The organism is Microbispora cellulosiformans, assembly GCF_008728085.1.
GTDB classification, from domain to species: Bacteria; Actinomycetota; Actinomycetes; order Streptosporangiales; family Streptosporangiaceae; genus Microbispora; species Microbispora amethystogenes.
This window is the reverse complement of sequence record NZ_VYTZ01000003.1, coordinates 206891-219979: the sequence shown is the minus strand read 5'-3', so window position 1 is coordinate 219979 and position 13089 is coordinate 206891. Positions and strand designations below refer to the sequence as shown.

Below are 13089 nucleotides of genomic sequence, written 5' to 3'. Positions count from 1 at the left end.
CGTACCGAAGGTCGGCAAAGAACCTCGGCACCGCGGGCCGGGGGGAACGCGAACGACCGGCCGGCGGGATCGCCGGCCGGCCGTCGCCGGGTCAGGGGTCAGTGCGAGAAGTTGCCCCGGTAGTACTGGAAGACGAACCCGATCATGCTCATGAGCGTGCAGAACACGCCGAGGAAGAACAGCCACATTCCGACGGCGAAGCCGAAGAACGTGAGCGCGGCCGACAGGCAGACGAACAGCGGCCACCAGCTGTGCGGACTGTAGAAGCCGATCTCGCCCGCGCCGTCGCTGATCTCGGCCTCCTTGTTGTCCTCCGGCTGGTCGCCGATGCGCCGCGCGGTGAACAGCAGGTAGTAGCCGATCATCAGGGCCAGGCCGACGGAGATCGCCATGGCGGTCGTGCCGGTCGGCTCCTTGGACCAGAACCAGTAGACCACGTCGGCCGCGGCGAAGAAGACGCCGCAGAGCAGGAACATCCAGCCCTGGATCTTCATCGGGCCTCCTCCACGAGCTCGGGCTTGGCCGTGATGTGCGGATACTTGAGGTCGAACGCCGGGCGCTCGGACCTGATCCGCGGCAGCGACAGGAAGTTGTGCCGCGGCGGCGGGCAGGAGGTCGCCCATTCGAGCGAGCCGCAGAAGCCCCAGGGGTCGTCCACGGTGACCTTGGGCGCGAAGCGCCAGGTCCGCCACACGTTGTAGAAGAACGGCAGCGTGGACGCGCCCAGCAGGAGCGCTCCGGCCGAGGAGATCATGTTCAGGTCGGTGAAGCCGTCCACCGGCGAGTAGTCGGCGTACCGCCGCGGGAAGCCGATGACGCCCAGCCAGTGCTGCACCAGGAAGGTCAGGTGGAAGCCGAAGAACAGCATCCAGAAGTGGACCTTGCCGAGCTTGTCGTTGAGCATCTTCCCGGTGAACTTGGGCCACCAGAAGTAGAAGCCCGCGAACATCGCGAACACCACGGTGCCGAAGACCACGTAGTGGAAGTGGGCGACGACGAAGTAGGTGTCGCTGATGTGGAAGTCGAGCGGCGGCGAGGCCAGGATGACGCCGGTCAGGCCGCCGAACAGGAAGGTCACCAGGAAGCCGACGGCGAACAGCATCGGCGACTCGAACGACAGGTGTCCCCGCCACATCGTGCCGATCCAGTTGAAGAACTTCACCCCGGTCGGTACGGCGATGAGGAACGTCATGAACGAGAAGAACGGCAGCAGCACCTGGCCGGTCACGAACATGTGGTGCGCCCACACCGTGACCGACAGGCCCGCGATGGCGATGGTCGCGCCCACCAGGCCGATGTACCCGAAGATCGGCTTACGGCTGAAGACCGGCAGGATCTCGGTGATGATGCCGAAGAACGGCAGCGCGATGATGTAGACCTCGGGATGGCCGAAGAACCAGAACAGGTGCTGCCACAGCATCGCGCCGCCGGTGGGCGAGTCGAAGATGTGCGCGCCGAGCTTGCGGTCGGCCTCCAGGGCGAGCAGCGCCGCCGCCAGCACCGGGAAGGCCAGCAGCACCAGGATGCTGGTCAGCAGGATGTTCCAGGTGAAGATCGGCATCCGGAACATCGTCATGCCGGGGGCCCGCATGGTGAGGATCGTGGTGATGAAGTTCACCGCGCCGAGGATGGTGCCGAGGCCGGACATCGCCAGGCCCATCACCCACAGGTCACTGCCGAGGCCCGGCGAGGTCACTGCGTTCGACAGCGGCGCGTACGCCGTCCAGCCGAAGGAGGCGGACCCGCCCGGGGTGAAGAAGCCGAGGACGGCGATGGTGCTGCCGAACAGGTAGAGCCAGTAGCTCACCATGTTGAGCCGCGGGAACGCCACGTCGGGGGCGCCGATCTGCAGCGGCATCAGCTCGTTGGCGAAGCCCGCGAACAGCGGCGTCGCGAACATCAGCAGCATGATCGTGCCGTGCATCGTGAACAGCTGGTTGAACTGCTCCGACGACACGAACTGCAGCCCGGGCTGGGCGAGCTCGGCCCGCATCACCAGCGCCATGACGCCGCCGATGAGGAAGAACACGAACGACGTGATCAGGTAGAGGTGCCCGATCACCTTGTGGTCGGTCGAGGACAGCCACTTGGCGATGACCGTGCCCTTGGTGTACGGCCGCGCGGCGACGCCGGCCGGTTCCTGGATGGCGGTCACTGCGCACTCCCCGCCTGGCTCTTGATGTACTGGTCGAACTCGGCCTGGGGGACGAGCTTCACGGAGAACAGCATCTTGCTGTGGTCGGTGCCGCAGAGCTCGGCGCATCGGCCGACGAAGACGCCCGGCTTGTCGAGCGTCGTGATCTGGAAGTGGTTCTGCACGTTGCCCGGGAAGACGTCCTGCTTGAACAGGAACGCCGGCACCCAGAACGAGTGGATGACGTCGGGCGAGTGCAGGTCGAACTGCACCTGGGTGTTGACCGGCAGCACGAGCTGCGGACCCTGGGGGTTCTCGACGCTCTGCTTGCTCAGGTCGACCGGCACGCCCGCGACCACGGCCTTCTGGCCCTGGTAGTCGGTCGTGAAGCGCCAGCTCCACTGGTAGCCCTCGACGGCCACCTTGACCGGGGCGGCCTTGGTGATCCGCGTGATCTCGGTCTCGTCCCGGGCCGTGAAGTAGAAGAAGACCGCCACCATGATGACCGGGACCACCGTGTAGAGGATCTCGATCGGCAGGTTGTAACGCACCTGCGGAGGCAGCTCGTCAGGGCTGTTCTTCTTCTTGCGGTGGAACACGCACGCCCACAGGATCAGGCCCCAGACGACCACGCCGGTGGCGAGAGCCGCGATCCAGCTCCCGTTCCAGAGCGTCTGGACGATGCCGGCCTGCTTGGTGGCGCCTTCCGGCATGCCCCCACGAGACCACTGATCGATCGCCTGGCTGCTACACGCCGTCCCGGACGCCACCAGCAGCGCCAGGGCGGCGGCTCCGGGCAACCGGCGGCGTGCCCACGGTCGCCGTGTCGTACGGCGGGTCGGACTCACGGATCGCCTACCCCACAGATGAAGCCCAAGAGTTCCTCCCTTGGGCGGGTTTTCCAATTTGACCCAAAGGTGCGACCGGCTGCGGTGTTTCCGCCGGTCTGCCCTTTACTTGGTTGAGTTCACGCTGGGGGACACATTAGCGCGGACCGGCGCCGCCCCTCTGAGCAGCCCCCGTTAATGTCCTAACTGTGGCCTACCTCGACGCGGCGTCGACCGAACCTCTCCATCCCGCGGCGCGTGACGCCCTGCTGACGGCGATCGACGCCGGATGGGCCGATCCCGCCCGCCTGTACGGCACGGCGCGCCGCGCCCAGATGTTACTGGAGCGCGCGCGGGCAGAGGTAGCCGAACTGATCGGCGCCCGCGCCGACGAGGTGTCGTTCACCTCCTCCGGGACGCAGGCCGTCCACCTCGGGGTCCTCGGCACGCTGGCGGGCCGCCGCCGGGTCGGGCGCCTCCTGGTGGCGAGCGCGGTCGAGCACTCCAGCGTCCTGCACGCCGGGCAGGTCCACGAGCGCGACGGCGGCGAGGTGGAGATCGTGGGCGTCGGCCGTACGGGGCGGGTGGACGCGGAGGCGTTCGCCGCGGCCGTCGCGCGCCCCGGAGCGGCCCTCGCGTGCCTGCAGACGGCCAACCACGAGGTCGGGACCATCCAGCCGGTCGAGGACGCGGCGCGGGCGTGCCGGGAGGCCGGAGTGCCGCTGCTGGTCGACGCCGCCCAGTCGGCGGGCCGCCTGCCGGTCCCCGGGGGCTGGTCGGTGCTCACCGCGAGCGCCCACAAGTGGGGCGGCCCGGCGGGGGTGGGCGTGCTGGCGGTCCGCAAGGGCGTCCGCTGGCGTTCGCCGCTGCCGGAGGACGAACGGGAACGGCGGCGCGTGCCGGGGTTCGAGAACGTGCCCGCGATCGTGGCCGCCGCCGCGGCGCTGCGCGCGAGGTCGGCGGAGGCGGAGGCCGAGGGGCGGCGGCTGTCGGCCCTCACCGCCCGGATCCGCGCCGAGGTGCCCCGGCTGGTGCCCGACGTCGAGGTCGTCGGCGACCAGGACCTGCGCCTGCCGCACATCGTGACCTTCTCCTGCCTGTACGTCGAGGGCGAGGCGCTGCTGACCGAGCTCGACAAGGCCGGTTTCGCCGTCTCGTCCGGAAGTTCCTGCACGGCGAGTACGCTTCGTCCATCGCACGTCCTCGAAGCAATGGGCGTGCTTACGCATGGGAATGTCCGGGTATCGCTGCCCCGTGGCGTGTCCGAGGACGACGTCGATCGTTTCCTCGCGGTGCTGCCGGGGATCGTACGGCGGATCCGGTCGAGCTTGGGGGTGCGGTGATGTGGCGCAGACGGCCGGACGGCCGGGACACCCGGACGGATCGGCATCGGGAGGCCGAGGAACCGGAGGCGCCACCCCAGCCCGCGGAGCCCCCCGCGCTGACGATCGACGCGCTGGGGCGTAAATGCCCGATCCCGATCATCATGCTCGCCGAGCGGATCAACCAGGTGCCCGTGCGCGGGGTGGTGGCCGTGCTGGCCGACGACCCCGCCGCCTTCACCGACGTCCCCGCCTGGTGCCGGCTGAAGTCGCACGAGCACGTGGCCAGCTACGAGCTCCCCCAGGGCGGCTGGTCCATCCACGTCCGCCGCAACTACTAGGTCCGCCGCGATCACCGGCGACCTCGTGATCCGCCGCGGTCTCCGGGGCGGACCACGAGTCAGGGCAGCAGGGGGAGCCGAGCGTCAGGCGTAGTGGCAGCGGGCGTGGGCGGCCACCTCGTCCGCGGCCTCCTGGCCGTACGCCGAGGCGAAGCGCTCGACGAACACGCTCTGGCGCAGCTCGTACTCCTGGCCGCCGACCCGCTCCAGCACGTGGGTGGCGATGAGGTTGCCGATCTGGCCGCAGCGTTCGAGCGACAGCCCCCAGGCGAGGCCCGCGAGGAACCCGGCCCGGAAGGCGTCGCCCACCCCGGTCGGGTCGGCCTTGCCGAGCTCGGGAGCCGGCGGGACGTGGATCGAGGGCTCGCCCTTGCGGTCGATCCTGGCGCCCTTGGGGCCGAGGGTGGTCACCCGTACGCCGACCCGGTCGAGGATCTCCTCGTCCGACCACTCGGTCTTCTGCGCGATGAGCCCGAGCTCGTAGTCGTTGCTGAACAGGTAGGCCGCGCCGTCGACGAGCCTGCGGATCTCCTCGCCGGGCATCCGGGCGAGCTGCTGCGACACGTCGGCGGCGAACGGGATGCCGCGGGTGCGCGCCTCGTCGGTGTGCCGCAGCATCGCGTCGGGGTCGTTGGGGCTGATCAGGACCAGGTCGAGCCCGCCCACCCGCTCGGCGATCGGGGCCAGCTCGATCTCCCGGGCCTCCGCCATGGCGCCGGTGTAGAACGACGCGATCTGGTTGTGGTCCTCGTCCGTGGTGCACAGGAAGCGCGCGGTGTGGCGCAGCTCGGAGACGTGGAGGGAGCCGCAGTCCACGCCGTGCCGCTCCAGCCAGGAGCGGTAGTCGGCGAAGTCGGTGCCGACCGCGCCGACGAGGATCGGGGTGAGCCCCAGGCAGCCCATCCCGAAGGCGATGTTGCCCGCGCAGCCGCCGCGGCGGATCTGCAGGTCGTCGACGAGGAACGACAGGGACACCCGGTCGAGCTGCTCGGCGATCAGCTGGTCGCCGAAGCGGCCGGGGAACGTCATCAGGTTGTCGGTGGCGATGGAGCCGGTGACGGCGATGCGCACGGGGTCATTCTCCTCGTTGTCAGCATCAGGGAGACAGTCAGGAAGACAGGGGCGGGGACAGTGGTCCCGCCATCCCGCCGAACCTGTCGAGCGTACCGTCTCGGGCACGACGACGCCCCGCACGGACGGTGTCCGTACGGGGCGCTCGGATCCTGGCCGCCGGGCGCGGCGGCGCCGTCAGTTGAACGAGTCGCCGCAGGCGCACGAGCCCGTCGCGTTGGGGTTGTCGATCGTGAAGCCCTGCTTCTCGATCGTGTCCACGAAGTCGACCGTGGCGCCGACGAGGTACGGCGCGCTCATCCGGTCGGTGACGACGTTCACGCCGCCGAAGGTGGAGACCACGTCGCCGTCCATGGAACGGTCGTCGAAGAAGAGCTGGTAGCGCAGACCGGAACAGCCACCCGGCTGGACGGCCACCCGGAGCTGCAGCCCTTCCTCGCCCTGCTGCTCGAGCAGGCTCTTGACCTTCGCGGAGGCCGCGTCAGTCAGGATCAGGCCCTGCTGCGTGGTCTCGCTGCTCTCAACCGTCATGTGCTGACTCCCGCGTCTGCGCCAACCGCCCACCCGGAGCGGTCGAATGGTTCTGACGTCCTACCTAGACGCTACCAACACCCGCCGCTCCCTACACATTCCACGACCGTCCCCGCAACCCTGCGGACGAACAGGGCGAAACGATGTGTAATGATTAGTCGTCAGTTAGACGATAAGTCCCCGAGGGGGTGTGGTCGTGACGATCACCGAGACCGGCCTTCCGCTCTTCATCCTCGGCCAGGGCACCGACGCGCACAGTGAGCGCGGCGTCGACTGCCCGGGCGAGCTGCCTCCCGCGTCCGACCCGGCGCTGGTGGAGCGAGCCCGCGCGGCCAAGGAGCGGCTGGGCGACCGGCTGTTCGTGCTCGGTCACCACTACCAGCGTGACGAGGTCATCCAGTTCGCCGACGTGACGGGCGACTCGTTCAAGCTCGCCCGTGAGGCCGCGGCCCGGCCGGAGGCCGAGTACGTCGTCTTCTGCGGCGTCCACTTCATGGCCGAGTCCGCCGACATCCTGACCGGCGACACGCAGAAGGTCGTCCTCCCCGACCTGGCCGCCGGCTGCTCGATGGCCGACATGGCCACCTTCTCCCAGGTCGAGGACTGCTGGGACGCGCTGGAGGACGCCGGGATCGCCGACCGCGTCGTGCCGATCACGTACATGAACTCCAGCGCGGACATCAAGGCGTTCTGCGGGCGCAACGGCGGCGCCGTGTGCACCTCCTCCAACGCCCGGCGCGCCCTCGACTGGGCCTTCGAACAGGGTGAGAAGGTGCTGTTCCTGCCCGACCAGCACCTCGGGCGCAACACGGCCGTGCTGGAGATGGGGCTGTCGCTCGACGACTGCGTGGTCTACAACCCGCACCGCCCGAACGGCGGCCTCACCCAGGAACAGCTTGAGAACGCGAAGATGATCCTGTGGAAGGGCCACTGCTCGGTCCACGGCCGCTTCTCCGAGGCGTGCGTGGACGAGGTGCGGGCCCGCATCCCGGGCGTGAACGTGCTCGTCCACCCCGAGTGCCGCCACGAGGTCGTCACCAAGGCGGACTTCGTCGGCTCGACCGAGTACATCATCAAGAAGCTGGAAGAGGCTCCCGCCGGGTCCTCCTGGGCCGTCGGCACGGAGCTGAACCTGGTGCGCCGCCTGGCGAACCGGTTCCCCGACAAGACCATCACGTTCCTCGACAAGACCGTGTGCTACTGCTCGACGATGAACCGCATCGACCTGCCGCACCTGGTCTGGGCGCTGGAGTCGCTGGCCGCGGGCCAGGTCGTCAACCAGATCACGGTCGACGCCGACACCACCCACTGGGCCAAGGTCGCCCTCGACCGCATGCTCGCCCTGCCGTAACCACGAGTAGTGAGAGGCGCCCCCGAAGTGGCTTCGGGGGCGCCTCTCCGTTGAGGGCCCTCGGCGTCTCCGCTCGGCCTCCAACCGTTCTCGCGGCGCGTACTCCGGCGTCCCGGCCCGTGCCGGGACGTCTGCGCTCAGATCTGGGCGCGTTCGCGCCACCATCGCAGCAGGGCGGCGTCGCCCTGGACCGCGGCGGGCTCGCGCCGCCCCCACAGGGTCAGCATCAGGTCCCCGGTCGTCCGCGCGCGCACGGTCACGTCGCCGGGCGCGTCCGACCTCTCGTACGCGAAACCGGCGGGCGTGAGTCGCACGAGCCAGGCCCCGCCGGTCTCCGCCCGCCAGGAGATCGTCTCCCCGTCGCCCTTCAGCTCCGCGAGCAGGGGTCGCCACCGGGCGTACGGAAGCACGTCGAAGAACTCCTCCACCCCGTCCGCCGCGACGTCCTCGCCGATCAGAGGCGCGACGCCGAGGGCGATCTCCGCGTCGGCGCGGTGGACGACGGTCTCGTGCAACTGCCGCCGCGACCAGAACGCCGCGCTCCGGTCCCCTGCCCAGCCCCACACCTCCGTCTCCGGGTCGCGGCTCTTCAGGGCCTCGGTCAGCAGCACGGCTCCGGCCCTGAGCCACTCGGCGAAGCCGGAGAAATCGGCGGGATACCCGTGGTCCATCTCCTCGCGGGGATAGCGGTACGCGGCGGCGTCACGGACCATCGCGGCCGCCCACCGGTGGACCGCCCCGGTGTGCTCGGCCAGCGCCCGCAGGTCCCATCCCGGGCAGGTCGGGACCAGCGTGCCGCCGTCCCGGTCCCGTAGGACGTCGGCCATCAGGCCGATCTCCCGGGCCGTCGCCTCGGTGTGCCTCAGGTGGGTCCAGTCACTCATGTCGCCTCCGGCATCGGGGTCCTACAGGCCCGGCGCGCCCCAGACGGGGAACCAGCTCGCGAGATCGGGCTCGATCTTGAGTTCCTGGTCCAGGACCCCTCGCACCTGCAGTTCCAGGGCGTTGTCGCGGCGCGGCTCCCCGGCGGGAGCGAAGGGGTAGAACGTGCCGCGCTTGTAGAGATAGACGATCGCGAGCTTCCGCTGCGCGGAGTCGGCGAACGTCACCAGCGTGCACAGCAACGAGGGCCCGAACCCGGCCGACTCCAGCGACGAGTTCGCGGCGTGCAGGTCGGTCACGAGCCCGGCCACGTCGGGGTTGCGCACCGACAGCCAGGTGTAGCCGTACGCGTCCTGCGACACCCGCGTCTCGCCCATCAGGGCCTCGATCTCCTGCTGGAGCCGGGCGAACGCGCCTCCCTCGGCCGCCCGGAAGCAGACCGACCCGGTGCCCGCCGGGGCGAACCCGGTGGCGGCCCGCAGGGTGACGGCGGCGGACGGCAGGGCGAACAACGCGTCCAGGTCCGGTTTCGCGGCCTTGGACCGGCCGAGCAGGGCGTCGAACCAGCCCATCAGCGCTCCCAACCCGTCGACCGGCAGGTCATCAGCGGCCCAGGGCCGCGGAGATCTTGGCGAGCTGCTCCAGCCGGCGCTCCAGCGGCGGATGGGTCGACAGCAGCGCGGCGACGCTCTGGCCCGACAGGGCGGGCGCGAAGTAGAAGGCGTTGAACGGCTGCGCCTCGCGCAGGTCCCGGGTCGGGATCCGGGCGATGTCCCCGCTGATCTTGGTGAGGGCGCTGGCCAGGGCGCTCGGCCGCTGCGTGAGCAGCGCGCCCGCGCGGTCGGCGGCGAGCTCCCGGTACCGCGAGAGCGCCCGCGTCAGCAGGAAGCTGACGGCGTAGACCAGGCCGGAGACCGCGAAGATGATCAGCCCGATCGGCGGGCCGTTGTCGTTCCTGCGGTTGCCCAGCCCGGCGTACAGCGAGAAACGGGTCATCAGCCCGGCGACGATCCCGAGGAAGGAGGCGATCGTCATCACGGCGACGTCCCGGTGGGCGACGTGCGACAGCTCGTGCGCCAGCACCCCTTCGAGCTCCTGCGCGTCGAGCCGGCGGAGGATGCCGGTGGTCACGCAGACCACCGCGTGCTTCTGGTCGCGCCCGGTGGCGAACGCGTTCGGCATGTCGGAGTCGGCGATCGCCACCCGCGGCTTGGGCATCCCCGCCATCGCGCTCAGCCGGTCGATGATCCCGTGCAGCTCGGGAGCCTCCTGCGGGGAGACCTCCCGTCCGTTCATCGCGAACAGCGCGATCTTGTCGGACAGGAAGTACTGCACCAGCAGGAGGCCCGCGGCGATCACGAGGACCATGACCGCCCGGACGCCCACCGCGACCAGGACGGCCATGAACGCCACGTAGAGCAGCCCGAGCAGGAACATCGTCACGGTCATCCGCACGCTGAGGCCGCGATCAGGGGCGAACCGCGTGGAGGCCATCAGCCGGGGATGAGCCCGGTGTCCCCGAGCATCTCCCGCACCTCCTCGATCGAGGCGTCGGCCGGCGGCAGGATCAGCTCGGACGGCTCCAGGGAGTCGTCCGCCAGCGGCCTGCCCACGTCGCGGACCTTGTCGAGCAGCGCGTGCAGCTTGGCACGGAACTGCGTCTCGTCGTCCGTCTCGATGGCGGCCTCAAGCTCGCCGTCGAGCTCGTTCAGCACGTCGATGTCGGCGGGGGCGATCTCCACCTGCCCCTCGCCCATGATCCGGACTATCACAACCCCTCCCCCGGCTTACGGAGCTGCTGCGTGTGCTGCTGGGCAGCCGGGGCCGCCTGGCCCTGCTGCCCCGCCTCGATAGCGCTCTGCGGCGCCGGGCCCTGACCGAGCTCGGCCTTCATCCTGGCCAGTTCGAGCTCCACGTCTGTGCCGCCGCCCATCCGGTCGAGCTCCGCCTGGATGTCGTCGCGCTGCCCGGTGAAGTCGTCCAGCGCGCCGCTGGCCAGCAGCTCGTCGATCGCACCGGCACGGGCCTGCATCTGCGCGGTCTTGTCCTCGGCCCGCTGGATGGCCAGGCCGACGTCGCCCATCTCCTCGGAGATGCCCGAGAACGCCTCGTTGATGCGCGTCTGGGCCTCGGCCGCCGTGTAGGTGGCCTTGATGGTCTCCTTCTTCGTACGGAAGGAGTCGACCTTGGCCTGCAGCCGCTGGCTGGCGAGGGTGAGCTTCTCCTCCTCGCCCTGGAGGTTGCTGTACTGGAGCCGCAGGTCGGCGATCTGCGCGTTCAGTCCGTTGCGGCGGGTCAGCGCCTCGCGAGCGAGGTCCTCGCGCCCGGCCGACAGCGCCTGCCTGCTCTGGTTCTCCAGCTTCGCGGTCTGGCTCTCGAGCTGGTTGATCTGCAGCTCCACCCGCTTGCGACTGGTGGCCACGTCGGCCACGCCACGGCGGACCTTCTGCAGCAGCTCAAGCTGACGCTGATAGGAATAGTCCAGCGTCTCCCGCGGATCCTCCATCTTGTCCAAGGCCTTGTTGGCCTTGGACTTGAAGATCATGGAAAGTCTCTTCATCACGCTCATGCGCGTCGGCCGTCCCCTTCTCCAAGGTCCTGCGTGGGTGACCCCAGCCGTCTAAAGCCCCTTGCCCAGGCGGCGGAACCGCCTGGGTTCACCCTACGCATAACGCGCGAGGGCGTCACTAAGTTGCACTCCCGGTAGGCTGGGCGACGTGTTCCGACGTCGCACCCAGACCTCTGCGGAGGACTCCCCCGTCCCTGTAGAGGATCCTAAGCCCCACGGCACCCCGGGCAAGGGCCGTCCCACTCCCAAACGGAGCGAGGCGCAGGGCCGCCGCCGCTCCCCGGTGACCGCGCCCTCGAACCGCAAAGAGGCCTACCGCCTGGCCCGCGAGCGCGACAAGGCGCTGCGGAGCCGGCAGCGTGAGGCCATGCTGCGCGGTGACGACCGGGCGCTCCCCGTACGCGACCGCGGCCCGGTCCGCAAGTTCGCCCGTGACTGGGTCGACTCGCGGCGCCTGCCGGGGCAGTACTTCCTTCCCGTCGTCTTCGTCATCATGCTGCTGTCGATGGTGCCGTTCCCGATCCAGATCCGCTCGGCGGTCCTGCTGGTCTACACGCTCTCCCTGCCTGTCGTGATGGTGCTGGTGCTGGCCGGCTCGTTCTACGTCGCCGGGCGCGTGAAGAAGGAGGCGGCGGAGAAGTTCCCGGGTGAGAACCTCAAGGGCATCGGCTTCTACGCGGCGATGCGCTCGTCGCAGATGCGGCGCCTGCGCTTCCCCAAGCCCACCGTCCTGCCCGGCGGCATCCCGGTCGAACTCAAGAAGTGACGCCCGTACGGTGATCGCCGCATGGTGATCCCCGTACGGTGACGCCGGCGCGGTGCCGCCCGCTCGCCGGATCAGCTCAGCCGTGGATCAGGCGGACGTCCAGTCCAGCACCCCTCCATGCACCACCGGCCGGAAACCGTCGGCCGTGGCGCCACGGGTGAGCGCGTCGGCCGTGGCCTTCAGCAGCGCGTAGTAGGACGAACAGTCGGCCTGGTAGTACGACTGCTCCGGCGACGCCTCGCCGACCCCGCCGGTGGCGGCGTCGGTCACCAGGTAGTCGCCGAAGTCGTCGGCGTAGGCGACGGGAACGCCGCCGCCCATTCCGCACGCCTCGGGCCAGGCGGCGACCGTCTCGCGCGTGCCCATCATCAGGAAGTACGGCGGGAGCCGGAAGCTCGCGCCGCCATGTGAGCCGTCGTGGCGCAGCAGCGACGCCCGCAGGGAGTCGGGCAGCCGGGTCCCGATCCGTGCCTCCGCCCTGGCCACCAGCCGCGGGGCCGCCGGGCCGTTGAGCGAGGCGTACGTCCGCGGCGCGTGCGCCTTGAGCCATCGCTCGATGCGCCGCCACTGCCGGTTCACCCCGGAGGTCACGCGGCGGGAGACCGGCCGGACGGCCGGCGTTCCCCGGCGCGCCGGATGGAGCACGCAACGGGGGTCGGGCGACGTCTCCGGCTCCGCCGTCATGGGGTCCCCGCCGTCCGCTGTCACGGGCTCCCCGTCCTCGGCGTACACCGCACCCGGCGCCTCGCACCCGGCCGCCGGGCAGGCTCCGTCATCGACGAATCCGGCGGAGAGGAACGCGTCGCCCTGCCCCGGCTCGCAGGCGTCCGCCGGGCACGGTTCGTAGGACGTCCAGGCGTCCGGACCGAACACGGCGTTCTCCAGCACCTGTCCGCCGAGGGCCAGCAGGCCGAGCGACACGACCGCCGCCGCCGTCCAGCGGCGCGCCCTCGTCCCGCGCGGCGGCACGAGCCCCCTGACCGGCGGGAGGCCCCCCAGGAGGCGGAAGACGGGAGCGCCGCCCTCCGGCCGCCGGTACCGCTCCAGGTCCTCCTCGGCGGCCCACCCCAGCACCGGCTCCGGGCCGCGCCGGTCCTCCGCGTCCCCGCTCCCCCCTTCGGGCTCGGCGGCTCCGGACGGCCGTACGGGAGCTGCGGCCCGGCGTCGCCGCGCGGCCAGGACCAGCCCGGCGGCGGCCCCGGCGACCAGCGCGGCCAGCAGTGCCAGCCGTACGGGACGAGAAGAGATCAACCGGCGCACGCCGGGCACCTTACCGCGATCCGATCACCGGGGTG

15 protein-coding genes are annotated in these 13089 nt (G+C 70.4%); 4 read left to right on the top strand and 11 right to left on the bottom strand.

Annotated elements, in window-relative coordinates; genetic code table 11:
* Positions 1-98 precede the first annotated feature (98 nt).
* Genes F5972_RS09050 through ctaC form a run of 3 tightly spaced genes read right to left on the bottom strand, consistent with a single transcriptional unit; the run spans position 99 to position 2982 of the window.
* Positions 99-494, bottom strand: a complete 396-nt coding sequence (locus F5972_RS09050; protein WP_117409181.1) for a cytochrome c oxidase subunit 4 — start codon at positions 492-494, stop codon at positions 99-101.
* Positions 491-2155, bottom strand: coding sequence for an aa3-type cytochrome oxidase subunit I (gene ctaD, locus F5972_RS09045; RefSeq protein WP_225311290.1), 1665 nt, complete (start codon positions 2153-2155; stop codon positions 491-493). The genes F5972_RS09050 and ctaD overlap by 4 nt, the downstream gene beginning before the upstream one ends.
* Positions 2152-2982 carry an aa3-type cytochrome oxidase subunit II gene (gene ctaC / locus F5972_RS09040; RefSeq protein WP_150932966.1) on the bottom strand — a complete coding sequence of 277 codons (831 nt, stop codon included), beginning with the start codon at positions 2980-2982 and terminating at the stop codon, positions 2152-2154. Before ctaC ends, ctaD begins: the two co-directional genes overlap by 4 nt.
* A gap of 188 nt (positions 2983-3170) precedes the next feature.
* On the opposite strand from ctaC, the gene F5972_RS09035 reads away from it, so the two are divergent.
* Both F5972_RS09035 and F5972_RS09030 read left to right on the top strand, forming a co-directional pair.
* On the top strand, positions 3171-4304 hold the full coding sequence (locus F5972_RS09035; RefSeq protein ID WP_150932965.1) for a cysteine desulfurase family protein: 1134 nt from the start codon (positions 3171-3173) through the stop codon (positions 4302-4304).
* Positions 4304-4624 (top strand): sulfurtransferase TusA family protein, encoded by a 321-nt coding sequence (locus tag F5972_RS09030; RefSeq protein ID WP_150932964.1) that lies wholly within the window; start codon positions 4304-4306, stop codon positions 4622-4624. The genes F5972_RS09035 and F5972_RS09030 overlap by 1 nt, the downstream gene beginning before the upstream one ends.
* Before the next feature lie 84 nt (positions 4625-4708).
* Here the strand turns inward: F5972_RS09030 and F5972_RS09025 are convergent, their stop codons facing one another.
* Together F5972_RS09025 and F5972_RS09020 are read right to left on the bottom strand one after the other, a co-directional pair.
* Positions 4709-5695, bottom strand: a complete 987-nt coding sequence (locus F5972_RS09025) for a carbohydrate kinase family protein (RefSeq protein WP_150932963.1) — start codon at positions 5693-5695, stop codon at positions 4709-4711.
* A 177-nt stretch (positions 5696-5872) separates the two neighbouring features.
* Positions 5873-6226: a HesB/IscA family protein gene (locus tag F5972_RS09020; protein WP_150932962.1), complete on the bottom strand. Its 354-nt coding sequence runs from the start codon at positions 6224-6226 to the stop codon at positions 5873-5875.
* A 196-nt stretch (positions 6227-6422) separates the two neighbouring features.
* On the opposite strand from F5972_RS09020, the gene nadA reads away from it, so the two are divergent.
* The gene (gene nadA, locus F5972_RS09015; RefSeq protein ID WP_150932961.1) at positions 6423-7577 is read left to right on the top strand and encodes a quinolinate synthase NadA; all 1155 of its coding nucleotides are present in this window, start codon (positions 6423-6425) and stop codon (positions 7575-7577) included.
* Between the two features lie 137 nt (positions 7578-7714).
* On the opposite strand, the gene F5972_RS09010 is transcribed toward nadA, so the two are convergent.
* The 5 genes from F5972_RS09010 to F5972_RS08990 are packed head-to-tail and all read right to left on the bottom strand — an operon-like array spanning position 7715 to position 11028.
* Entirely contained in the window at positions 7715-8461 is a 747-nt protein-coding gene (locus F5972_RS09010) for a maleylpyruvate isomerase family mycothiol-dependent enzyme (RefSeq protein WP_150932960.1), read from the bottom strand.
* A 21-nt stretch (positions 8462-8482) separates the two neighbouring features.
* Positions 8483-9031: a PspA-associated protein PspAB gene (gene pspAB, locus F5972_RS09005; RefSeq protein WP_150932959.1), complete on the bottom strand. Its 549-nt coding sequence runs from the start codon at positions 9029-9031 to the stop codon at positions 8483-8485.
* Positions 9032-9062: 31 nt separating this feature from the next.
* Positions 9063-9953: a zinc metalloprotease HtpX gene (htpX, locus tag F5972_RS09000; RefSeq protein ID WP_150932958.1), complete on the bottom strand. Its 891-nt coding sequence runs from the start codon at positions 9951-9953 to the stop codon at positions 9063-9065.
* Complete coding sequence (pspAA, locus tag F5972_RS08995; protein ID WP_117409171.1) at positions 9953-10231, bottom strand: PspA-associated protein PspAA; 279 nt, start codon at positions 10229-10231, stop codon at positions 9953-9955. Before pspAA ends, htpX begins: the two co-directional genes overlap by 1 nt.
* Complete coding sequence (locus tag F5972_RS08990) at positions 10228-11028, bottom strand: PspA/IM30 family protein (RefSeq protein ID WP_150932957.1); 801 nt, start codon at positions 11026-11028, stop codon at positions 10228-10230. The genes pspAA and F5972_RS08990 overlap by 4 nt, the downstream gene beginning before the upstream one ends.
* Before the next feature lie 148 nt (positions 11029-11176).
* On the opposite strand from F5972_RS08990, the gene F5972_RS08985 reads away from it, so the two are divergent.
* Positions 11177-11794 (top strand): DUF3043 domain-containing protein, encoded by a 618-nt coding sequence (locus F5972_RS08985; RefSeq protein ID WP_150932956.1) that lies wholly within the window; start codon positions 11177-11179, stop codon positions 11792-11794.
* A gap of 87 nt (positions 11795-11881) precedes the next feature.
* Here F5972_RS08985 and F5972_RS08980 read toward each other — a convergent pair whose 3' ends face one another.
* Positions 11882-13054 (bottom strand): SMI1/KNR4 family protein, encoded by a 1173-nt coding sequence (locus F5972_RS08980; protein ID WP_150932955.1) that lies wholly within the window; start codon positions 13052-13054, stop codon positions 11882-11884.
* Positions 13055-13089 lie beyond the last annotated feature (35 nt).